The 24,051-nt window shown below is 40.5% G+C and carries 21 protein-coding genes; 13 read left to right on the top strand and 8 right to left on the bottom strand.

Translation table 11 applies throughout. The annotated features are described in order from the left end of the window. Positions 1 to 14: 14 nt before the first annotated feature. From VH441_RS05350 to VH441_RS05335, 4 genes are all read left to right on the top strand, one after another. The gene (locus VH441_RS05350; protein WP_434352639.1) at positions 15 to 809 is read left to right on the top strand and encodes a GNAT family N-acetyltransferase; all 795 of its coding nucleotides are present in this window, start codon (positions 15 to 17) and stop codon (positions 807 to 809) included. Then, positions 810 to 1,565 carry a DNA repair protein RecO gene (gene recO, locus VH441_RS05345; RefSeq protein ID WP_434352638.1) on the top strand — a complete coding sequence of 252 codons (756 nt, stop codon included), beginning with the start codon at positions 810 to 812 and terminating at the stop codon, positions 1,563 to 1,565. It abuts the gene before it with no gap. 108 nt (positions 1,566 to 1,673) lie between these two features. After that, the gene (locus VH441_RS05340) at positions 1,674 to 2,417 is read left to right on the top strand and encodes a pyridoxine 5'-phosphate synthase (RefSeq protein WP_434354362.1); all 744 of its coding nucleotides are present in this window, start codon (positions 1,674 to 1,676) and stop codon (positions 2,415 to 2,417) included. 52 nt (positions 2,418 to 2,469) lie between these two features. After that, entirely contained in the window at positions 2,470 to 3,714 is a 1,245-nt protein-coding gene (locus VH441_RS05335; RefSeq protein ID WP_434352637.1) for an NADH:flavin oxidoreductase/NADH oxidase family protein, read from the top strand. 91 nt (positions 3,715 to 3,805) lie between these two features. Here VH441_RS05335 and VH441_RS05330 read toward each other — a convergent pair whose 3' ends face one another. Both VH441_RS05330 and radC read right to left on the bottom strand, forming a co-directional pair. Next, positions 3,806 to 5,173: a dicarboxylate/amino acid:cation symporter gene (locus VH441_RS05330; protein WP_434352636.1), complete on the bottom strand. Its 1,368-nt coding sequence runs from the start codon at positions 5,171 to 5,173 to the stop codon at positions 3,806 to 3,808. 389 nt (positions 5,174 to 5,562) lie between these two features. Beyond that, complete coding sequence (gene radC / locus VH441_RS05325; protein WP_434352635.1) at positions 5,563 to 6,246, bottom strand: RadC family protein; 684 nt, start codon at positions 6,244 to 6,246, stop codon at positions 5,563 to 5,565. A gap of 105 nt (positions 6,247 to 6,351) precedes the next feature. On the opposite strand from radC, the gene coaBC reads away from it, so the two are divergent. Both coaBC and VH441_RS05315 read left to right on the top strand, forming a co-directional pair. Continuing rightward, a complete protein-coding gene (coaBC, locus tag VH441_RS05320; protein ID WP_434352634.1) occupies positions 6,352 to 7,698 on the top strand; it encodes a bifunctional phosphopantothenoylcysteine decarboxylase/phosphopantothenate--cysteine ligase CoaBC in 1,347 nt (448 codons plus the stop codon). Between the two features lie 132 nt (positions 7,699 to 7,830). After that, positions 7,831 to 8,565, top strand: coding sequence for a sulfite exporter TauE/SafE family protein (locus VH441_RS05315; protein WP_434354361.1), 735 nt, complete (start codon positions 7,831 to 7,833; stop codon positions 8,563 to 8,565). A 104-nt stretch (positions 8,566 to 8,669) separates the two neighbouring features. Here the strand turns inward: VH441_RS05315 and betT are convergent, their stop codons facing one another. From betT to rsmI, 6 genes are all read right to left on the bottom strand, one after another. Next, a complete protein-coding gene (gene betT / locus VH441_RS05310; RefSeq protein WP_434352633.1) occupies positions 8,670 to 10,679 on the bottom strand; it encodes a choline BCCT transporter BetT in 2,010 nt (669 codons plus the stop codon). 198 nt (positions 10,680 to 10,877) lie between these two features. Next, entirely contained in the window at positions 10,878 to 12,569 is a 1,692-nt protein-coding gene (gene betA / locus VH441_RS05305) for a choline dehydrogenase (RefSeq protein WP_434352632.1), read from the bottom strand. Between the two features lie 38 nt (positions 12,570 to 12,607). After that, complete coding sequence (locus VH441_RS05300; RefSeq protein WP_434352631.1) at positions 12,608 to 13,798, bottom strand: hypothetical protein; 1,191 nt, start codon at positions 13,796 to 13,798, stop codon at positions 12,608 to 12,610. Positions 13,799 to 13,811: 13 nt separating this feature from the next. Beyond that, complete coding sequence (locus VH441_RS05295) at positions 13,812 to 14,804, bottom strand: nucleoid-associated protein (protein WP_434352630.1); 993 nt, start codon at positions 14,802 to 14,804, stop codon at positions 13,812 to 13,814. A gap of 43 nt (positions 14,805 to 14,847) precedes the next feature. Beyond that, the gene (betB, locus tag VH441_RS05290; RefSeq protein WP_434352629.1) at positions 14,848 to 16,362 is read right to left on the bottom strand and encodes a betaine-aldehyde dehydrogenase; all 1,515 of its coding nucleotides are present in this window, start codon (positions 16,360 to 16,362) and stop codon (positions 14,848 to 14,850) included. Between the two features lie 265 nt (positions 16,363 to 16,627). Continuing rightward, entirely contained in the window at positions 16,628 to 17,491 is an 864-nt protein-coding gene (gene rsmI / locus VH441_RS05285) for a 16S rRNA (cytidine(1402)-2'-O)-methyltransferase (RefSeq protein WP_434352628.1), read from the bottom strand. 312 nt (positions 17,492 to 17,803) lie between these two features. Here rsmI and VH441_RS05280 point away from each other — a divergent pair, with 312 nt between their 5' ends. The 7 genes from VH441_RS05280 (at position 17,804) to VH441_RS05250 (ending at position 24,005) form a co-directional block, all read left to right on the top strand. Then, entirely contained in the window at positions 17,804 to 18,220 is a 417-nt protein-coding gene (locus VH441_RS05280; RefSeq protein ID WP_434352627.1) for a YraN family protein, read from the top strand. A gap of 131 nt (positions 18,221 to 18,351) precedes the next feature. Further along, on the top strand, positions 18,352 to 18,594 hold the full coding sequence (locus tag VH441_RS05275) for a BolA family protein (RefSeq protein ID WP_434352626.1): 243 nt from the start codon (positions 18,352 to 18,354) through the stop codon (positions 18,592 to 18,594). Between the two features lie 115 nt (positions 18,595 to 18,709). Next, positions 18,710 to 19,996, top strand: a complete 1,287-nt coding sequence (murA, locus tag VH441_RS05270) for a UDP-N-acetylglucosamine 1-carboxyvinyltransferase (protein WP_434352625.1) — start codon at positions 18,710 to 18,712, stop codon at positions 19,994 to 19,996. Between the two features lie 154 nt (positions 19,997 to 20,150). Next, positions 20,151 to 20,813, top strand: coding sequence for an ATP phosphoribosyltransferase (hisG, locus tag VH441_RS05265; RefSeq protein WP_434352624.1), 663 nt, complete (start codon positions 20,151 to 20,153; stop codon positions 20,811 to 20,813). A 97-nt stretch (positions 20,814 to 20,910) separates the two neighbouring features. Beyond that, entirely contained in the window at positions 20,911 to 22,203 is a 1,293-nt protein-coding gene (gene hisD / locus VH441_RS05260) for a histidinol dehydrogenase (protein ID WP_434352623.1), read from the top strand. Between the two features lie 210 nt (positions 22,204 to 22,413). Then, complete coding sequence (gene hisC / locus VH441_RS05255) at positions 22,414 to 23,520, top strand: histidinol-phosphate transaminase (RefSeq protein ID WP_434352622.1); 1,107 nt, start codon at positions 22,414 to 22,416, stop codon at positions 23,518 to 23,520. A gap of 140 nt (positions 23,521 to 23,660) precedes the next feature. Further along, the gene (locus VH441_RS05250) at positions 23,661 to 24,005 is read left to right on the top strand and encodes a rhodanese-like domain-containing protein (protein ID WP_434352621.1); all 345 of its coding nucleotides are present in this window, start codon (positions 23,661 to 23,663) and stop codon (positions 24,003 to 24,005) included. The last annotated feature ends 46 nt before the right edge of the window (positions 24,006 to 24,051 follow it).

Below are 24,051 nucleotides of genomic sequence, written 5' to 3'. Positions count from 1 at the left end.
AGTTTGGAGATTTAATGCTAACTCAACAATTTGAACAACTCTCTTTTAATGCTTGCCCAAGCCAAAAAACGATTTTTTATGATGGTTGGGTTATTCGCCTATCCGACGGTGTGAGTAAACGAGCCAACTCAGTTAATCCGATATTTCCACCAGTAATTACTGAGTTTCCAAGCACAAGTGTAGAACAAAAAATTCAGTTTTGTGAAAAAGTTTACCAAGCTCATAACTTACCAACAGTTTATAAATTAAGCCAGCATACTTATCCGACCCACTTAGATAGTCTACTGGCAGAGTATGGTTATCAGTTTGTGGGTTTAACCTCTGTACAAACTCTCAGCTTAAATAATTTTGATGAGCGTTTTGTTATTGCAAAGAAAATACAAAATGTTGAAATTGATATACAGACTGATTGTAATGAACTTTGGTTAAGCGACTTTTTAACTTTCAATGGCTACTCTGCAGATAAAAGACAAGGTTTTTTTAATATCCTCCATTCTATTGCCTTACCAACGGCATTTGTCACTTTAACCATAGATGAGCAAAGAATTGGCTGTGGTTTGGGGGTGATTGAAGATGGGTTTATGGGATTATTTGACCTTGCGATTGATCAGTCATATCGTGGGAAGGGGTATGGTCGGCAACTAGTGTATCATTTAGTCAGTTATGCTAAAGAGAACAGCTGTCATACTGCTTATTTACAAGTCATTTTAGACAATCGTATTGCACTTAATTTATACCATAGCATTGGTTTTAAAGAGCAATATCAATATTGGTATCGTGTTAAATCACTCAAGCCAAAAGGGGCGTAAATGAGAAACGAACCCCTAACAGGCTATTTGCTCCATCACAAACCGTACAAAGAAAGCCGTGCCTTATATTACTTTTTTACCCAAACGCATGGTGTTGTGCACGGCGTTGGTAAAAAAGGCATGCCCCTTTTTGCGCATATTCAATTGTTTGCCAGTGGCAAACGCAGTCTTAAAACTTTTACCCAAATTCAGCCATTAACGCCTCAAGTTGCCATCACAGGACAAAATTTGTATGCAGGATTTTATCTGAATGAACTGTTATGGAAGCTGTTAGCAAGTGAAGATGCGATGCCAGTTTTGTGGCAAAACTATCAGCATAGCCTAACAACTTTGAGAGAACCGTTAAATGGTGTTCAGCTAAGGTTGTTATTGCGTTTTTTTGAGCAGGCATTATTTACTGAACTCGGTTATGCCATAACCTTAGATACAGACAGTCAAGGCGAGCCGATTAAACAGGAACAAGACTACCGATTTATTGCGGACGAAGGTTTTGTTAATTATATTGCGGCGCAAAAATCAGAACCTACCGAATTTGCAGCTTCTAGTATATTTTTAGGCAAATGGTTGCAACAAATAGACGATTATTTGCAAACTCACCAAGAGCAAGTTTATAGCTTAAAAAATCATGATAAGGCGATTCAAGCCGATACTTTAAAAGTATGGAGTGGTTTGCACAAACTCATGATAGATCATTTATTTGACTACCAACCTTTACAAAGCCGTGCGCTTTGGCAGCAGCAAGCTCGCTATCGTTAAATCTTAAAACAAGTGTGAACCTTGCAGTTATTTACGCTAATCATCATGCAAATCTAAACTGTGATAAAATGACTCCCTAATATAGTAAAAGAGAAGTTTTTTATGTCTATGAACACCCCAAAACTTGGTGTAAACATTGACCATATTGCAACCTTACGTCAAGCACGTGGTGTTGGCTATCCCAGTCCAATAAAGGCAGCAGTTGAGTGCGAGCAAGCAGGTGCCGAAGGTATTACGCTACATTTGCGAGAAGATCGTCGTCACATACAAGATGCTGATGTCTATCAAATTAAAGAACAAATAACGATACCAATGAACTTGGAAATGGCGGCAACTTCTGAAATGTTAGATATTGCACGTGATGTAAAACCAGAATGGGTTTGCTTAGTGCCAGAAAAACGTCAAGAACTGACTACCGAAGGTGGCTTAGATGTTTTGGGACAAGAGCCTTGGATAGAAGAGGTGGTTACTAGCTTAAAAGAGGCAGGGTGTCAGGTATCTTTATTTATTGACCCAGATGTGACTCAAATTGATGCGGCTATTCGTATACATGCAGATGCTATTGAAATACATACTGGGGCGTATGCAGAAGCAGGGTTAGAAAATAACTCAGAGGCTGAGGCAAAAGAATTAAATCGAATTATTGCTGCTGTAAAACATGTGCAGTCTACCAATAATGATTTGCTGGTTAACGCAGGGCATGGTTTAACGCGCGATAACGTCTATAAAATTGCAAAAATTGATGGCATCAATGAGTTAAACATTGGACATGCTTTAATCGCTGATGCTTTGTTTATGGGGCTGTCAGACGCGGTTGTTGCAATGAAAAATGCGATGGCTGGACAATCATAACTGTAAAATTATCAATATAATAATTTATAAATCAAAGGAAGAAGGAATAAGAATGGACTCTATCAATGTTACTAATCAAATCAGCTTACGTGGGCATGTATTTAAAAATCGCTTTGCAAAAGGTGCAATGAGTGAAGCACTTGCTAATGAGGCGGGCGAAGTAAATGATGGTTTGATTAATCTTTATCGCATATGGGCAGAAGGTGGGCTTGGTTGTGCCATCACTGGTAATGTGATGATTGATTGGCGAGCTAAAAATGAACCAGGTGTTGTGGTTGTTGAAGATGAGCATGATTTGCCAATGTTGGCAAAATGGGCGGCAACTGGTAAAGCCGAGGGCATGATTACAATTGTACAGTTAAGCCACCCAGGTAAGCAGTGCCCGACTGGACTAAATGAAGAAACTGTGGCGCCTTCTGCCGTGCCATTCCACAAAGACATGCAGGCAATTTTCCCTACGCCGCGTGCATTAACAACTGATGAGATTCACAATTTAATTGAACGCTTTGCAGAATCTGCCCGTATTTGTGAAAAGGCAGGTTTTGAAGGTGTACAAATTCATGGTGCACATGGCTATCTAGTGAGTGAGTTTTTATCTCCCCACCATAATCGCCGCAGCGATGAATGGGGCGGTAGTATTGAAAACAGAATGCGTTTTTTAACGGAAAGTGTTAAAGCCATACAAGCAAAAACAACGGATAACTTTATCCTTAGCGTTAAGCTTAACTCGGCAGACTTTCAACGAGGCGGATTTAGTGAAAGCGACTCTTTAATTGTGATTAAAGAGCTAGAAAAACTGGGTGTAGACTTTGTTGAAATTTCTGGTGGAAACTATGAAGCACCTGCAATGACAGGTGCGAAACAAAGTACCAAAGAACGTGAAGCCTACTTTATTGATTTTGCGGCTAAAGTGCGTGAGCAAACCTCAATACCGCTGATGGTAACTGGGGGGTTCCGTACACGTGAAGGCATGGATAACGCCTTGCAATCAAATGCTTGTGACTTTATTGGGGTGGGGCGACCGTTAGCGATTGAACCCGATGCCTGTAACAAATGGCTTGCAGGCAATGCGTTAGACAATGAGGTAAAACCTATTAAAACAGGCATTAGGGCAATTGATAGAGGCGGTGTTATGGAAATCATTTGGTATGCCAAACAATTTAAACGCATGGCACGCAACCAAGCCCCTGATCCGCAATTATCGCCAAAAAAGGTGTTTGCAAAATATATGCTGGCTAACACCATAAACCGTTTAAAAGGCAAAGCCGTATTTGGTAGATTGCGTGCCAAGCAGTAATATGTAGTTGTATAAATAGGTTTGTAAAAATCCCCCATACGAATGCGTATGGGGGATTGTTTTATTACAAGGTTAACGATAAATAAGCGTTTTACTTTTTATCATTATATTCACTACCAAGTGTATCATCGTTCATAATGTTAGCGAACTCCTTTTCACCTTCAAGGTCAATATGTTCATCTTCCATCTCTTCCAATCCTGCTTCAGGGTCGTTAAACACATTTATATTAAGCTTGTCTTCACTTTTAGCAACAATCGTGGTTACTGCCGCATCGCCACCAACGTTTACTGCGGTGCGTAGCATGTCTAACAAGCGGTCAACCCCAAGAATTAGACCAATGCCTTCTACTGGTAAGCCAACTTGAGCAAAAACCATTGATAACATAATCAAACCAACTCCAGGTACGCCAGCTGTGCCGATTGAAGCAAGCACCGACATAAGGATAACGGTTAAATATTCAGTAATACCTAAATCGATTCCATATAGGTTTGCAATAAAAATTGTGGCAGTACCTTGCATAATAGCGGTACCATCCATATTGATAGTTGCACCAAATGGTACTGTAAACGAAGCAACCGAGTTGTTTACCCCCATACGTTTGGTAACCGTACGCAAGGTTACCGGGATGGTGGCATTTGAGCTAGAGGTAGAAAATGCAAATACTTGAACTTCACGCATTTTTGCAAGGAAAGTTTTGATAGATAATCCGGACGTTACTTTTAGGATAATCATCATGGTTACAAAGTAGTGGAATGCTAAAGAGCCGACCAACACAGCAACATAACCAAGTAGTTGTACAATCAGGTCAAGACCAAGGTTTGCCATTGCTTTGGTAAGCAAAGCAAATACACCGTATGGTGCAAGGTTCATGATGATGGTAACCATTTTTAGGATAATCTCATTTACCACTTCAAGTGATTGAACGATTCCTTTTGCAGGTTTACCTACCATCAAGATACTAATACCAATCAAAATGGCAAAGAAAATAATGGATAACATGTCACCATTTGCCATCGCACTAATCGGGTTGGATGGAATGATATTGGCAAATACTTCGGCAAGTGGCGGTGCTTCTTTAGCTTCAAATGCAGCTTTAGAAGAGATGTTCATCCCTTTACCAATACCAAATATAGAACCAAGCCCAATAGCCGTTGCAATTGCTAAAGCCGTAGTAACCATGTAAATACCGAAGGTTTTACCACCAACACGTCCAAGCAGTCGGATGTCGCCAATACCACAAACACCACAAATCAATGAAATAAGTACCAAAGGCACAACTAACATTTTTAACGAGTTAACAAATAGCCTACCAATAATACCAAATAACCCTTCGACGATATAAGTATTTATAAAGCCGCCATCAGCATTTAAGCCTGATATATTAAAGAATAATCCCAATGCAATACTGAGCACCATGGCAACAATAATTTTGCCTGTCAATCCTAGTTTGCTCCACATAGTTCGTCCTCCTAAATAATTGAACTTTAGTAGCATCTATTTAATTAATCTTGACTATATTATTGAAGAAATAAATTAGGTTAAGTTAAATGATTAAAGAGATACAACTAATGGATAAAGTTTGTATTTTATACAAACTTAAAGTGATATTTTGCATATTATTTTTTTATAATAATGTACTAACATTATGTATTGCAAACGATTTTTAATAAACACAACTAAAAACTTTATAATAAAACTAATAATTTTTATGAAATATAAGCATTACCGTTACCTAGTACTTCAAGAATAAATGCTAATGATGTGTTTGCTTGCAAGCTAAGTTAAATATTAATTATGTGGATAATTAAATAGTCTTTGAATAAACAAAATGATTGCTAACGTTAGGTTTAATCAAATGGTGGTTGTTTGCTCTCTGCAAAAGATAAAACATCATTTCGTCCAACAATAATGTGATCTAGCAAATTGATATCAACCAAAGAACAAGCATTAGAGAGCTGCTGAGTGATTTCTTGGTCTTGTGTTGATGGGGTGGCATGGTTTTGTGGGTGGTTATGTGCCACGATGATGTGGCGAGCGCAATGGCTGATAGCATGACGTAATGTTTGTTTAATGCACACCGCACAGCTGTCGATACCGCCAACAAACAGTACTTCATAATCTAATAGCCTTAAGTTGCTATCCAAACAAAGTACGGCAAAAACCTCTCGAGACTCTTGCCTTAATTGCGTTGTTACATAATCTTTAACCAGTTGTGATTGAGTTAAGGCAGTCCCTGTTTTTAATTGGCTGTCTAAATACCGTTTACCCATTTCTAAGCTGGCAAGAATTTGTGCATATTTAGCCAAACCAATGCCATGGCAGGCAAGTACGGTTTTTTTAGGGGCAGCAACAAGCTCTGCAAGGCTACCAAAATTGTCAATTAATGAGCGTGCGAGTTCTATGGCTGATTGTTGTTTGGTGCCAGTGCGTAAAAAAATTGCCAAAATTTCTGCATCCGTTAAATGCGATGCGCCAAATTTTAGTAGTTTTTCACGAGGGCGTTCATCTTCGTGCCAATCCTTAATCGCCATAAAGCGTCTTCCTTGTATGCTTATTTACATTAATCCTAGAACAATCATAGCGAACTTGTTACTATAAGTGCAATTTTTCTTATTTGATATGTTTGAGTACAACTTATGAAAAACATTATTTTGGCGGTTACCGGTGGCATTGCTGCTTATAAGTCGGCAATGTTTGCAAGATTGCTGGTAAAAGATGGCTTTGATGTAAAAGTGATTATGACAGAAGGGGCCAAATCTTTTATCACACCATTAACCATGCAGGCACTAACAGGCAATGAGGTACACACCAGTTTGTTAGATGAAACAGCCGAGGCAGGTATGGGGCATATCGAGCTGGCAAAATGGGCAGATTTAATAATTGTTGCACCAGCTTCAGCCAATACTTTAGCAAGGCTTGCTGCTGGCATGGCAGATGATTTACTAGCAACGGTTTGTTTGGCAACCAGTGCGCCAATTATGCTTGCACCAGCAATGAACCAACAGATGTGGGCAAACCCAGCAGTGCAATTAAATGTGCAAGTACTGGCAGATTTAGGCTATCAGATCATCGCACCAGAGAGTGGCGAACAAGCTTGTGGTGATGTTGGTGCAGGGAGACTACCAGAGCCAGAAACCTTGCTGGCGCAAACCAAAGTGTTTATTGCAAAACAACGGTTGCCCCAAGTGTTGGCTGGTAAAAATGTGACGATCACGGCAGGTGCAACGGTAGAAGCAATTGACCCTGTGCGATACTTATCTAACCATTCAACAGGTAAAATGGGGTTTGCGCTTGCCAAAGCTTGTCGCAATGCTGGCGCAAATGTCACCTTAATTGCGGGCGGTAAAGTAACCCTACCAACCCCTTTTGATGTTAATCGTATTGATGTGATGTCGGCAAATGATATGTTAAATGTGGCACAACAGTGTGCCAATGGTGAGCACCCAAGCTTGCTAACATTTTTGGCGCATGAATCAGATGACGAGCATCATGAACACCACGAGCACCATGAACACAGCCATGAACATAGCGAGCACAATGATATTGATGACGGGCAGGCAAGTGAACATTTAGCAACGGATATTTTTATTGCCACAGCTGCGGTGGCAGACTACCGTACTCGTGAAGTGGTGCCACAAAAAATTAAAAAAACACAAGATGCGATGATGCTTGATTTGGTTAAAAACCCAGATATTTTGGCAACCATTTCGCATGAGCACCCTGATATATTTATGGTTGGTTTTGCTGCAGAAACGCAAGATGTAGAAAAATACGCCAAGGGCAAGCTAGAAAGCAAAAAGCTTGATATGATTGCCTGTAATGATGTATCACGCAAAGATATTGGATTTGCCAGTGATGACAATGCCATGACTGTTTATTTTGCTAATCAGTATCACAAGCAGGCAGTGCCGCTCGATAAAGCAAGTAAAGATAGCATTGCTGAAAGTTTGGTAAGCCTAATTGGTGATAGTTTGGTTGGATGATAACTGTTTGATTAAATCTGCTTTCAACGCTCGTCTTATAAGTTTACAAAGGTTTTTAGATAGCGCGTTTGGCAAAGCATCCTACATTAATGTGAGAGAAAAATAGTGGCAGATACCCAAAACCTCCTACTTATGGTTATTTTTGCTGTAGCCTCTATCTTGCATGGTATTAGTGGGTTGGGGGTAACTTTGGTCACCACCACCGCACTTGCCAGCCTGTATGATTTTTCTTATGCGATTATTTTGTCGTTATTCCCCGCACTTGCCTTAAATGCCATGACATGGCTGATTGGTGATGGCAAAATTTGGCACAACTTTAGTTATTACTTACGTAAGTATTGGCTACTTGCGCTGATGAGCCTAATAGGGAGCATTATTGGAGCAAAATTGCTGTTGATAATTGACTCTGCCTACTTACAACTTGCTTTAGCAGTTGTGGTGGGGTTTTATGTGGTTAAATCCCTTACTGGCAAGCAACTAAAGCTGCCAGATACAAAGCCCGTATTGATAGTAACAGGTTTAGTCGCTGGTATTGTTGGTGGGGCTACCAATGCCATGTCTTCAATTTTGTTGATGTATTTGTTATCGATGACAGATGATAAAAACACCATCGCCAAAGTGGGTAATATGTGTTATTTACTTGGTAAGTTTGCGCAAATATTTGTGTTGTATGAGCCAATTAAGGCGTTATCAGGAGACGAGTGGACTCTGATAGGTGGATTAACGTTAGCCTCCATTGTTTTTCTTATTTTGGGCATTAGGTTGCGTCGTTACTTACCACAGCATAGGTTCCGCCAGCTTATTTTATTAATTTTAACGGTGTTAGGGTTAAAAGTAGGGTGGCAAGGGCTAACAGGGCTGTTTTAAATTAGTAATATAAACGACGGTTATTAATCATGCTTATAAAAATCCCCCTTGTGATGAACAAGAGGGATTTTTTAAATTAAGATAATCTTGATTAATTTGTCGTATTAACGCTCTAAATGCAGGTACTGTAAATGGCGTTCGTACTGGTTTAAAATATCCATCAGTACTTGCTCTTTTGAGTAGCCGACTAGGTCATACTCTTGCGAGCCTTCGGTTAAAAATACCTCAGCACGGTAATAATGCTCAGTATGCTTGCTGGCATTACTAAAACTAAAGTTAGGGCGGTCAGCTTTAATAATATAAACGCCATAGCTAAAGTCGGTTTCGTCACCATGGCCTACTTTTAGGTGTAACCCTTCGCCATCATCTTCCATATACTCGGTTAGCTTGGTTGTTAAGCCTCGCTCGTTCATTTCTGCTTCAACCTCTTGCATGGCGGTTAGTACCACTTTATCCATAAAGCTACGGACTTTCTTTTTATCAGGGAAGTTAACAATACGTTGCAAACGGCTCTTCCAGTTTTTACCGCCATTTAGCACTTGTGCAGTACCAACTGTACCAACAATATTTGCCTTACGTTTGCTGCCTTCTTCCTTAAGTGACTTCCACATTGCAATCATATAAAGCACTAAAATGATAGAAAACGGCAAGCCAGAAATAACCGAAACAGATTGAAGTGAGCTAAAGCCCCCAGCAAACAATAAGCCTAAGGTAATCATACCTGTGGCAGCTGCCCAAAACAGACGCAGCCAAATTGGGGCATCGGTTTCGTTATTTAAGCCTCTTGAGCTTAAGTTTGCCAGTACCAATGCACCAGAGTCTGCCGAAGTCACAAAAAACACCAAGCCAATGATAACACCAGCTAATGACAACACATCACTAAATGGATAGTGCTCAAATAAAGCAAACATACCCATGGCGGCATTATTAACAGCGGTTTCGCCCAGCTCAGTTGCACCACCTGCAACCAAATCAATTGCTGAGTTACCAAAGATTGAGAACCATGCAAAAATAAAGCCAAGCGGGATAAACATTACGCCAAAAACAAACTCACGCAAGGTACGACCACGGCTAATACGTGCAATAAACAAGCCAACAAATGGTGCCCAAGCAACCCACCAAGCCCAAAAGAATACCGTCCACCAAGACTTCCACTCTGCACCAGCGTCTCCTTGGTAGGCATACACATCAAAGGTTTTGGTTACCACGGTTTGGAAGTAATCGCCAATATTTTGAGTAAAAGTATTTAATAAATGAACCGTATTGCCCATCACCAAAATGGCAATTAACAGTAGGGTAGCGGTGAGCATATTAAACTCAGATAAGCGGCGCACGCCTTTTTCTACCCCTGTCATGGCAGAGATGGCAGCAGCAGCCACTACAGCGACAATAATAATGGCTTGTACGGTTTTGCTAGACTCGATACCAAATACATGGTTTAAGCCTGCATTGGCTTGCAATACGCCAATACCCAAGCTGGTGGCAATACCCATAAGTGTACACACAATACCAAAGGTATCCACACTATGCCCAAGCCAGCCATTGATTCGTTTTTCACCAAAAATTGGGGTTAGGGCAGAACGCAACGCCAATGGCATATTTTTGCGATAAGCAAAATAAGCCAGCGCCATACCAATAAGGGCATAAATCCCCCAGCCATGAAGCCCCCAATGTAAAAAGGCTTGCGGTATGGCTTGTCGCATTGCTTCGCTACTGGCAGCATCGATACCTGGTTGCGGGGTTAAATAATGCATTAAGGGTTCTGATGCCCCAAAAAACAGCAAGTCGATACCAATACCCGCCGAAAACAGCATGGCTGCCCATGCTAAAAATGGAAATTGGGCTTGCTCGTGGTCTTGCCCTAGCTTGATATCGCCATAGCTAGAAAACCCCACAAATAAAGCAAAAATACTGTAAGCTGCCACTACCAACATATAGTACCAACCAAAGTTGTTAGAAACCCAGGTCATGGCATTACTAAGCATGGTTTCACTATAAGTGGGGAAGGCAATTGTCCAAATAATTAACAAGATGGATAATAACGCCGAGGCGATAAACACCACTTTGTTAAGACTAAGGGGTTCGCCAGAGTCTGACGAGGTCATATGATTCATTACAATGTCCTTTATATCATTAAATTCACGCAAAGCATTGATATGCCTAGCGTATAGACATTGCTATAGAAAATAAGCCTACTTTAAATAAAGAACATAACGCATAACTTAAGTGGTTATACTTGGGTATATTGTCTATAGCAAAGTGAAAGCCTCATCTGTTAAAAACAAGACAAGACTTTGTTAAAAGTTAAAAAATTAATTTGGCGTATAGGTACGCATCGGCTCACCTCTAAGTGGTGCCCCATTTGCCACATAATAATCTGCGGTTGATTTAGGCAATGTTTCGCCTTTAATCTTATCAGCAATTTTTTCGGCAAGCATGATGGTGGTGGCATTTAAGTTACCACTAATGATGTTAGGCATGATAGACGCATCAACCACACGCAAGCCTTCCAGACCGTGTACTAAACCTTCGCCATTGACCACAGCCCCTTCATGCTCGCCCATGGCACAAGTACAGGATGGGTGGTAGGCGGTCTCGCCATGCTCACGCACATAGGCATCTAGCTGAGCATCGGTTACTAAGTCCTCGGTTGGGCTGAGTGCCTTACCACGGTATGGATCTAGGGCTGGCTGGTGAATGATTTCACGCGTGACTCGCATCGCTTCTCGGAACTCTCGCCAATCTTGCTCATGCGACATATAGTTAAACAAAATACTTGGGTGTGCATTTGGATCACGAGATTTAATCTTCACTCGTCCACGGCTTGGGGAACGTAATGAGCCAACATGTGCTTGAAAACTGTGTGCATCGCTTGCATTGGTGCCGTCATAACGCACCGCCAATGGTAGGAAGTGATACTGGATATTTGGATGGGTGAACTCATCATGCGTTCGGATAAATCCACCACCTTCAAACTGATTGGATGCCCCAAGCCCTGTACCATTAAATAACCACTCCGCACCGATTGGTGGTTTGTTCCACCATTTATTGGCATCGGCAATGGACACAGGTTTTAAGCACTCGTACTGCATATATAGCTCTAGGTGGTCTTGCAAGTTATTACCTACGCCTTGAGCGTCTAACACCACAGGGATATCTAACTCATCAAGCCACTGTTTAGGACCCACGCCTGAGCGTTGTAACAGTTGAGGCGAGGCAATTGCCCCTGATGATACGATGACTTCATTGTCAGCATGGAAGATTTTGTCTTGACCATCATGGCTGATTTTTACACCCACGGCACGTTTGCCTTCAAACAGGATGACATCGGTCAACGCACCCGTTAAGATGGTCAAATTATCTCGCTCTTTGGCAGTATCCAGATAGCCACGAGAGGTAGAAGCACGGCGACCATTTGGCGTAACAAATCTGTCCATAGGACCAAAGCCCTCTTGTTGATAGCCGTTTAGGTCTTCGGTGCGTGGGTAGCCAGCTTGCACGCCTGCTTCTATCATCGCCTCAAACAATGGATTAACATTGGGCTTTGAGGTGGTCATGTCGATAGGACCGCCCACGCCGTGGTAGTCGTTTTCGCCTGCATCTCGGTTTTCGGCTTTTTTAAAGTAGGGTAGGCAATCAAGATATGTCCAGTCTTCTAGCCCCTCTATTTTTGCCCAGTCGTCAAAGTCCAACGCATTACCACGGATATAGCACATACCATTAATCAGTGAGCTTCCGCCTAAGCCTTTGCCTCGTCCACAATCCATAACACGGTTGTTCATGTGTGGTTCTGGGTCGGTTTTGTAGCCCCAGTTGTAGGTGGTGCCTTGTAGTGGCATGGCTAAGGCGGCTGGCATTTGCGTGCGGAAGTCTAGGCGGTGGTCTGGTCTGCCAGCTTCAAGTAGTAGTACGCTGGTGTTTGGGTCTTCGGTTAGGCGGCAGGCGAGGGTGCTACCTGCTGAGCCTGCGCCAATGATGATGTAGTTGTAATTGTTTTTGTTCATAGTGTTGCCTTTGTTGATGATAGTTTTTAATTTTTTAGTTATATAGAGGGGTTGATGCAAAATAGATTATGTATTATGTTCCATCCAGCATATAATATTGCTAAACCTACTGTAGTGCACATAACCCAATACAAAAGCATTTGTTTTTGAATAAGGTTATTGATGTGTTTTTCTTCCTTATTCCATGACTCATTAAAGTATTGAGGTAATTTGTCTGAATACTCTTTAACGGATTTTTTAATGTGGTCCAGTGTTGCCTTTTGGGCATTTAAAGCAAAGAAACAAATTAATGCGTAGATAATTACTAAGCAATAAATAATCCAATTATTATTTTGTTGAGTCCCTTTTAATACTGCTGATATAGCTACAGCAATAGGAAGTCCTAATATTTGAGTAATAACTTTTGAAATACTGGTATTAACATGTTCTATAAATTTATCGCTTTTCTCTTCTAACTTTTGAACATATTTATCATATTTAAAGTTTTCAATATATAGTTCATATTGCCCTTTAATAGATTTAAAAATATATTCGATGTCTTCGACTACTGCTGTAAGATTTATTTCTGTTGAATCATTTCTAAAGTTCAATAGTACTTGCGATAATATTGACTTTTTTTCACTAATATGAGTTGCTGAATTTTGGTCTTCAAACCAAATGCAAAACTTATCGATAGTTTCTTTTTGCTGTTTTGTTAAACTTTTCAATAACAGTTTAAAGTCACTTATATTGGTTGTGCTTATTGAGTAGTTTAAATTAATGACATTCTTTGAAAAGAATATCAGTTTTTTATTTAGTTTATCTGAATAAGATGACATTTTTTCTAAGCAATAAAATAGTTTTTTTATTGTTTGATAGGACTCAATTTCCTCATTTTTTTTATTTTCAACAGAGAAATAATCGATATCTTGAATAAAAAAAGGTTTTTCGGAATAATGAGAATTATGTATTTTTTGGAAATCACCTATTAAGAACTCATCAAATGTTTTATAAAGTATACCTAAAGCAAGGTTTGGTTGTCCGATTCGAAGTTTAATTGTTTTTTGAAGCGATGGTTCTCCTTCAATAACTTCAATTTGAGAGTTTTCGAAGTTATCGCTATTAAGAATATTGTTGATTAGCTTCAAATCTGAGGTGTTATTAACTTTATAATTGGCAATGCTTTTATCATCATTCCACGATGATAGTTTGCGATAAGTTGTAACGAGGTCTTGAAATGAAATGCTCATAAATTACTCAGTTTTAACTACTAAAAGCAGAAATTAATTCATCATTTGGATTTTTAATAATGATTTGACCATCAACAGAATCTATTTCTCCTGATGTAATGGCTTCAGAACCAAATGAAAGTTTCCAATTCTTTGTTTTTTGTTCATATGTCGTTAATCGTCTTAAATTTCGTTTATCTGGAACAAAACCATCAGAAAGTAGTAAATCGTTGTCCTCTCCATAACTTGCGAAATGGTCAATAAGTTGTTGGGGTTCGGTTGACCAAATATGATTTGCAAATGTCTGTAAACTAAATTGTATTGAGTTATCTGCAAGGTTAGATAAATAGTCTTTTGCTTGATTCCTTAAATCGACCTTTTCTTGGAAACTAATTTTCTGTGTATGTGTAAAGCTATCGATTAGCTCAACAAGTTTTTTTGTTTCGAGATTGTTCATTAAAGCGTCATTACATCCAAGAAATCGCTTAAAATAATCTGATACATCGCCACTACCTTTTAAAAAGCTGATATAACGTTCAGTAGAATCACGTTTCCACGCTGTCAGGTTTACTCTTCCTGCAAATCTTAGGTTTTCAAAATTTAAAAATTCATCTTGTGTGAGATTCCAGTCTCTAGCTAAAAGTCCAACTTTCTCTCCCAAAATAGCTACTAAAAAATAACTTTCTTTGTTTTCAGTATATGTAACAAAAACAACTTTACCTCCTGAAGCCCCTACTTGGGAATTGCTGTGGCTTAAGAGCACAGTCATTAGCTTTTCAGTTGTTTCAAGGAAGTTTTTATTAATATAATAATTATCTAAAATACTTGAAGCAGGAAAGTTAACTATGTCGTCTTCAAAGGTACCGTAGCCTTTTCCAGCCCGTCCTTTATACCTTTCCATAAGTTGTGAGAAAAGTTCATTAGTTGAATCATCAATGGGTAGTTTGTGTGGATTTAAATATATTTTTCCATTATTGATTACACCTTGTTCTTTATCCAAAATATGGTAAACGATATTTTGTATCATAATTTCTCTCCAGTTATCTATATGAATATCTATTTATTTTAAATCAAAAAACCGACTCAAACCCACCTAACTCAACCTGAACTGACTTAGTCTGCGTATAATGTTTAAGCGTTTGCAAGCCATTTTCACGCCCCACACCAGAATGCTTATAGCCACCCACAGGCATTTGAGCAGGCGACTCGCCCCACGTATTTAACCAGCAAATCCCAGCCTCAATCTGCCCAATCACACGGTGGGCACGTTTTAAGTCTTTAGTGACCACGCCAGCGCCTAAGCCGTACTCAGTGGCATTGGCACGCTGTATCACTTCTTCCTCAGTTTCATAGGTTAAAATAGACATCACAGGACCAAAAATCTCATCTGTCACGATGCTCATTTCATCGGTGCAGTCACTAAACACCGTTGGCGCAACAAACGCCCCTTTACTTACGTCAAATCCATTTAACTCGCCTTGTAAGCGTTCTCCACCTGCCAATAGTTTGGCAGCACTGTTTTTACCCTGCTCAATATAATCAAGCACCTTATCCATATGAGGGAAGCTGACCAATGGTCCCATATTGGTAGTTTCATCTAGTGGGTTACCAACCTTAATACGATTAACACGCTGGGTAATGGCTTGCTCAAACTCTGCTTGCATCGACTTGTGGATAAATACCCTTGTGCCATTGGTACAAACCTGACCTGTGCTGTAAAAGTTTGCCATCATGGCAATGTCAGCGGCGGTATCAAGGTCTGCATCATCAAAAATAATCAGGGGTGATTTTCCGCCCAGCTCCATGGTCACATCTTTAAGCGAAGATTCTGCCGAGCTTGCCATCACTTTTTTACCCGTTGGCACACTGCCCGTAAAGGATACTTTGGCAATGTCTGGATGCTCGCTGATGGCTTGACCCACACGGTAATCACCTTGCACCACATTAAATACGCCATCTGGCAAGCCTGCTTGAGTAAACACTTCGGCAAGTTTTAATGCGGTCAATGGCGTTACTTCTGATGGTTTAAATATCATTGCATTACCAGCTGCAAGTGCTGGTGCAGACTTCCACATGGCGATTTGGATTGGATAGTTCCATGCCCCAATGCCAGCAACCACACCTAGAGGCTCTTCACGGGTATAAACAAAACTGGTGTCACGCAATGGGATTTGGCGACCTTCGATAGACGGTGCCAGCCCTGCATAATATTCAATCACATCCGCCCCTGTGACAATATCCACATACAGGGTTTCTGATAAGCCTTTGCCAGTGTCTTTGCTTTCTAGTAATGCCAGCTCATCGTTGTAACCACGGAGTAGCTCTACCGCTTTTAGTAGGATACGAGTGCGTTCCACAGGCAACATACTTGCCCACACTTTTTGCCCTGCTATGGCAGATTGTACCGCTTGGTCTATTTGCTCTGTGGTGGTTTGTTGAACGGTGGCAAGCACCTCTCCTGTGGCAGGGTTAATGGTGTCAAATGTTTCTAGCGATGGGTCGATGGGCAGGTATTGACCATTGATGTAAGCCGTTTGAGTTTGAGTGAAGTCGGTGGTGTTTAGGGTCGTGTTAAGCGTGGACATGAAGCCTTCCTAATATTGTTTTATTTTAATAGTGACCATTGTAACATAAGGTGGTACCTTGCTTGATGACTTGGTCGTATTTGGCTGTGTGTTGATATTTTTTGTTAGCCTTTCTTAATCCACTTTAAATTTAAACATAAAAATTAAAAACAAATAAGAAAGGCGAGTTGAAGCTATTTAAAATAGCTGGGCGAGAGATGTGTTGTGATGATGTGGCAAGTTAATAACACACAAAAATTTGGTTATATCTGCTTGTGTAAAACGGTTAAGATTTTTGTAATGTCAATAAACGCTGATACAAGGCATTCTTTTTCATCCCTGTGATGTCACTTGCCAATGCCGCTGCTTTTTTGACCGATAAATCATCAAGCAAACGTAACAACAAGGTATCATGTTGGGCAATGTCTTCATTTTCATTATTAGGTTTGCCAGCAACAACCAGCACAATTTCGCCTTTTTGTTGGTTTGAATCATTGCTAACAAAATCTATCAACTCACCCAATGAGGTTTTATAAACGGTTTCAAATGTTTTGGTAAGCTCGCGGCAATAAGTGATTTCTCTATTTAGTCCAAATATGGCGGACATGTCTTTTAAACAAGGGATAATGCGGTGAGGGGCTTCGTAAAAAATCATGGTTTCGTTACGGTTGGCATGTGTTTCTAGCTGTTTTAGTCGCCCTGATTGCTTGGCAGGTAAAAACCCTAAAAAGCTAAATTTGTCCGATGGTAAACCAGCCACAGACAAAGCCCCAATAGCTGCCGATGCGCCAACCACAGGTACGGTTTTTATGTTTGCCTCATGACAAGCTAATACAAGCTGATAGCCAGGGTCGCTTACCAATGGCGTGCCTGCATCGCTAATTAATGCAATGTTTTTGCCTTGTTGTAGCAGCTCAATAAATTTGGCGGTTTGTACATCTGCATTGTGCTCGTGATATGCCCAAGTTGTGGTGTCAATATTAAAATGATTAAGCAGCTTGCCAGAGGTGCGTGTGTCTTCGCAAGCAATGATATCGGCAGTTTTTAAAGCGTCTATTGCTCTGGTGGTTATGTCATCAAGGTTGCCAATAGGGGTGGCAACAATGGATAGCGTACCAAAATTGTTGTTTTGTGCGGTGTTCATGGTCATAAAAAATCCAACAAAGCCAAGGGGCATAATCAATAAATAGAGTGATATCAATATAAACTTGCTACATTAAATATAGTGTTGCACGGCTTAAACCTAGTGACTTTTTGTTCTTGCTACTTTTTTGTTGTCACTTTGATTTTTGTAACGTTTCAATACTAACTTTAATGCTAATTTCAATACTGAATAGACGCTAAACTAAATAGACGCTAAACCGAAGCGATATAAATTAAGTTGCCTTAATTGTATTTGTTATCAGTAAGTTTATTAGGCTATCAAAACGATAGTTTAACATGTTTGTGATATGATTAATGAATGACTCAATCCAAACAGCCAAAACTCACGCTTAACGCCCCTCACCAAAAAATCGGTAAACATTATGAAGCGCTTGCCTGTCAATATTTAAAAAATCAAGGACTTGTTTTAATTGCTCAAAATTGGTTACAGCCTAAAGTGGGTGAGCTTGATTTAGTTATGATACAAAAGGGCAATGCATGGGATACGCTTGTTTTTGTTGAGGTAAAAGGGCGACGCACAGCTAAAAATGGGCAGTATGGCACGGCGGTTGACAGCATAACCCCAGCCAAGCAGAAAAAGGTGATTGATGCTGCCCAGCATTTTTTGCAAGCAAATCCAGCATATGCAAATTATGAATGCCGTTTTGATGTGGTTTGCTTTGATGGTTTGGATAATCCGCCTAAATGGATTCAAGGGGCTTTTTTTGAAGTTTGAGACTAACTTATGATGAGTTTGATAGAAAAATTTTATCAAAAGGTATAAACAATCAACTTATTCATGCAAACCATTTTAAACCCACCGTACTGCTGTTATAATAAATTTTATTTTTTTAAGGCTTTTATTAAATGAATGCAGATCAATTTATCGAATTTTTACAACCGCACTTTCCAGATGCGTTTATCCAAGCAGCAAACGAAGGCAACAAGTTTGACGTAAGAGTTGTGGATGCAAGCTTTGAAGGCAAACGCCCTGTACAGCGTCAGCAGGCGGTACTTGGTTTGGCAAATCAGTTAATTTCTGACGGCACCATACATGCCTTAAATATCCAAGCTTTAACCCCAGCAGAGTGGGAAGCAAAACAAGGTTAATGTATCATAAAAAATAGCGGTAAAAACACAGCCAAAGTCTCTTTACATAGGGAAAAATAGCAGTTTTTACATGGTAAGATATTATAGTTAAGACAGTTTAAGGCAAGACAACACAATGGATCAGTTTTTAATTACAGGTGGCACACCCATTAAAGGTGAAGTGAATATCTCAGGTGCTAAAAATGCGGCTTTGCCCTTATTAGCAGCAATGATTTTGGCAGAAAGCCCAACAACGCTAAATAATGTACCAACTTTGCAAGATGTGCGCACCCTTATCAAGCTGATTGAAGGCTTAGGTATTGTCATTGAAAAACAGGGCGATACAGTCACTTGTAATACAAAAACCATTAACAGCTACTTTGCACCTTATGACCTAGTAAAAACCATGCGTGCCTCTATTTTGGTATTGGGTCCGCTACTGGCCCGTTTTGGTGAGGCAGAAGTATCGCTACCTGGTGGCTGTGCGATTGGTTCTCGTCCGGTTGATCAGCACTTAAAAGCTTTTGAAGCAATGGGTGCCAGTATCGTTGTAGAAAACGGCTATGTTAAAGCAAAAGCCCCCGAGGGTGGACGCTTAATTGGTTGTAACCACACGTTTGATATGGTAACTGTTGGTGGTACCGAAAACGTATTGATTGCTGCGACTCTTGTAAAAGGTACCATGGTACTAGAAAACTGTGCTAAAGAACCAGAAGTGGTTGATCTTGCCAATATGTTGGTTGCGATGGGTGCAAAAATATCTGGTATTGGTACATCGACCATGACGATTGAAGGGGTAGAAAGCCTTCACGGTTGTGAGTATTCAGTGGTGCCAGACCGTATCGAAACAGGCTCTTATTTGGCAGGGGCGTTGATGTCTGCTGCTGTGTTTGGTGAAGGCGATGTGACTTGTCATCGTACCGATGAAAAATTATTAAGCCCAGTTATTAAAAAGTTTAAAGAAATGGGTGCCAATGTCACAACCGGTGAAGATTGGATTCGTGTGCAAATGCAAGGTCGTCCAAAAGCTGTGGATATCCGTACCACACCACACCCTGGGTTTCCAACAGATATGCAAGCACAACTCATGGCAGCTTGTTGTTTGGCAGAAGGCACGAGTACCATTATTGAAAATATTTTTGAAAACCGCTTTATGCATGTGCCAGAATTGCGTCGCTTAGGGGCAAAAATTAAAGTCGATGGTCATACTGCCATTGTAAAAGGGGTAGAAGGCTTTAAAGCAGCACCTGTCATGGCGACGGATTTACGTGCTTCTATGTCGTTAGTGATGGCAGCAGCCGTTGCTGAGGCTGGTGGCAAAACATTGCTTGATCGCATTTATCATATTGACCGTGGTTATGAAGACGTAGAAAACAAACTACGTGGGTTAGGTGTGGTGATTGAGCGAGTAAAAAGCAAATAAGAAAATAACGCTGTTATACTAAGTGATGCAATAATCAGGCGATGTAATAATCAGCAACCGAAACAACTAAAGTATCAAACAACCAAAGCGAGTCAATTGCAACAAGCAAGTGATTGGCTTCGGTTATTAAAAAATATTATAAGACCAAATAATTATGACTGAACTCATTAATCAAGCAGATAGCGACTTTGATGGTTTAACGCTTGCCTTGTCAAAAGGGCGAATTTTAAAAGAAACTTTGCCATTGCTGAAAAATGCGGGTATCGAATTATTAGAAGATCCAAAAGAATCTCGTAAGTTGATCTTCCCAACGACTAACCCAGATGTGCGTGTGCTTATTTTGCGTGCCAGTGATGTACCAACTTATGTTGAGCATGGCGCAGCAGACGTTGGTGTTGCTGGTAAAGATGTGCTACTAGAGCATGGTGCAAAACATGTTTATGAGCTACTAGATTTACAAATTGCTAAATGTAAGCTTATGACAGCGGGCATTAAGAATGCCGAGCTACCAAACCGTCGCTTGCGTATTGCTACCAAATACGTGAATGTGGCACGTGCGTATTTTGCAAGCCGTGGTCAACAAGTTGATATTATTAAACTGTATGGTGCGATGGAGCTTGCGCCTTTAGTTGGTTTGGGTGACTTGATTGTGGATGTGGTAGACACTGGCAACACGTTACGAGCGAACGGGCTTGAACCTTTAGAACACATTTGTGAAGTGTCGTCTCGTTTGATTGTTAACCAAGCAAGCTACAAACGCAAGTTTGCATTGCTTGAGCCAATTTTAGACTCTTTTAAACAAAGTGTGGCTGGTTAAGTTTCGTTAATCTGACCCATCATTTTTTTAAATTTTTTATGCCAGTTTAGTATGCTAAACTGGTTTTTATTTTGTAGATCTTTGCATAGGATGATATATGCGTTGTTTAAACTCAGCAGATGCTAATTTTAATGAGCAGTTAACAGACTTACTTGCTTTTGAAACCGTCAATGACCCACAGTTGTTGACAACCGTTGATGACATTATTGCGCAAGTGCGTGCCAATGGCGATAAAACCGTACTAGAATTGACGCAAAAGTTTGATCAGCATCCAGCAACAAGCATGGATGAGCTGCATCTAAGCCAAACTGAACTTAAACAGGCTTTTGATGCGCTTGATGACGGCGTTAAACAAGCGTTAACCACAGCAGCAGAACGCGTTAAATCATTTCATGAGCATCAGCTACAAGCATCTTGGACTTACCAAGATGAGTTGGGTAACACTTTAGGGCAAAAAGTAACGGCACTTGATAAAGTGGGTATTTATGTGCCAGGTGGGTTGGCATCGTATCCTTCATCGGTATTGATGAATGCCATACCTGCTAAAGTAGCTGGGGTTGAGCAAGTGATTATGGTGGTGCCGGCACCAAAAGGTGTGCTTAATCCGTTGGTACTTGCCGCAGCTTACCTTGCAGAGGTGGATAAAGTTATTACGATTGGCGGTGCCCAAGCCGTAGCAGCGTTGGCTTATGGTACGGATAGCATCCCACAAGTAGATAAAATTACAGGACCAGGCAACAAGTTTGTGGCAGCTGCTAAAAGAGCAGTGTTTGGACAAGTTGGCATTGATATGATTGCTGGACCTTCAGAAGTGCTTGTATATGCCGAAGGGCAAGATAATGACCGTGCAGATTGGCTTGCGATGGATTTATTGTCACAAGCAGAACATGACACAGTCGCACAAGCGATTTTTGTAACCACATCGGCAGAGCAACTTAAACAAGTAGAAACAGAGATTAACAAAGCACTTGCCCAGTTGCCTAAAAAAGATATTGCTGGTGAGTCGATTGCCAACCGTGGGGCATTAATTTTAGTAAAAAACCGTGCTGAAGGCATGGCTATGATTAACCGCATTGCGCCTGAGCACTTAGAGTTGTCGGTAGATGAGCCAGAAGCATTGTTAGAAGATATCCGCCATGCGGGGGCAATTTTTATGGGGCGTCATACCCCTGAGGCAATTGGTGATTATTGTGCAGGTCCTAACCATGTGCTGCCAACGTCAGGCACGGCGAGGTTCTCATCACCGCTTGGGGTTTATGATTTTCAGAAAAAATCTTCGTTAATTTATTGCTCGCCAGAGGGCAGCAAACCCCTTGCTAAAGTTGCAGATAAGCTTGCCCAAAAAGAGGACTTAATGGCGCATGCGTTATCGGCAAGATATCGAACTTAAATTAGGCAACTAATAATCAGATTGTTTGCTTATTAGCCATCACAGATGATTTAGACCTGTCGTTAGTATTCTTTAGAGAAGACTATCGAGTCTGAAAGGAATAAGTTTTACGTCAATTATCAGCAGTTTATAAAAGTTCTATCAGAATGTGAAGCAGAATTAAAACAAGTAATAAGAAATTATCAATCAATTAAATTTTAGAGAAAAAATATGACAATTAAAATAGATGACCGTTTATGGTCAAGTAAAGCCCGTAACTTATCGCCTTATGTCCCTGGCGAGCAACCAAAGCACGATAATTTGTGTAAACTTAATACCAATGAAAGCCCGTTTCCGCCTTCGCCAAAAGTTGCCGAGGCAATTGCCAATGTACTAAACGATCAAGCGCATGCTTTGCGTCTGTATCCAGAGCCAGAATCAGATACACTTCGCCAAACATTGGCAACGACGTATGGTGTACAAACAAATCAAGTTTTTGTTGGTAATGGTTCGGATGAAGTGTTGGCACTGGTTTTTGCGTGCTTTTTTATGAAAGAGCGTCCGTTACTGACCCCAGATATTGGCTACAGTTTTTATCCTGTTTATGCAGATACCTTTGGGATAGATTTGGTACGAATCCCACTACTGGCAGACTTTGGTATTGATCCAGATGACTATCGACAGCCAAGCGGGGGTATCATTATTGCTAATCCTAATGCACCAACAGGCATGTTGATGTCATTAGCAGTTGTAGAAAAACTATGTTCGGAGCACTCAAACTCTGTGGTGGTTATTGACGAAGCCTACATTGATTTTGCCGTGAGTAGTGATGGTCAGCCTGTTTCTGCTGTGAGTTTAATTGATAAATATGACAATTTGTTAGTGACTCAAACATTCTCAAAGTCTCGTGCTTTGGCGGGCTTGCGAGTGGGTATGGCGTTTGCTAACCCTTCTTTAATTGAAGCGTTAACACGTATGAAAAACAGCTTTAATAGCTATCCGCTTGACCGTTTAGCCCAAGCTGGCGCTGTCGCAAGTTTGGAAGACACCGCCTATTTTAAAGGAGTTTGTCAGCAAGTGATTGATTTGCGCAACGAGTTAACTGCCGGTATCCAACATTTGGGGTTTGAGGTGTTAGACTCCCATGCCAACTTTATATTTGCTAAACCGCCAAGCAATATTTGTGAAGGCAATGCCGAACAAGTGGCAGGCGTGTTGCGTGAGCAGGGTATTATCGTACGTTATTTTAACAAGCCCAGAATCAATGAATATTTACGTATTACGATTGGTACAGCAAAGCAAAATGAACGCTTGTTGAGTGCACTTACCAACTTGTAAGCGATTACTGCCCACCAGTTGGGTGCGGAGCGGTTTGCCAAATAAATAATAGTAATACTACGCTTGCTAAAACCAACATCCCTTATGACTTTAACAATAAAGGGTTTTTATGCAAGGGTGATGATTTAAAAGGATAAAAAATGATAAGAGAACTACCAGTAACCGAGCTTGCCAAAGAGCTGGCTGATAAAAAAGTTAGCCTAGAAGATGCCAATATTTGGGATGTACGAGATGAGTCTGCCTATATTGAGGGGCACATTTCTGGCGCAAGTAACCAACCAATCAATGCCGGTATTGATAAACAAGCTTTAGACAACGCACAAGGCACCGTGTATGTACTTTGTGGTGGTGGCAGTAAAGCACCAAGGGCTGCAAACACATTAGAAGATTTAGATAGTAGCCGAGATATTGTCATCCTTACAGGGGGCACAAGGGGGGCTAAATCTGCAGGTATGGATATTGTTGATGGCAATAAAACAATGTAGTTAACCAGTGGTGAATCACATTTAATGAATCAAAGTTAAAAGGAAT

It is taken from the genome of Psychrobacter sp. HD31, from assembly GCF_051097895.1.
In the GTDB taxonomy this organism is placed as follows: Bacteria; Pseudomonadota; Gammaproteobacteria; order Pseudomonadales; family Moraxellaceae; genus Psychrobacter.
This window is presented reverse-complemented; position numbering and strand designations above follow the sequence as displayed.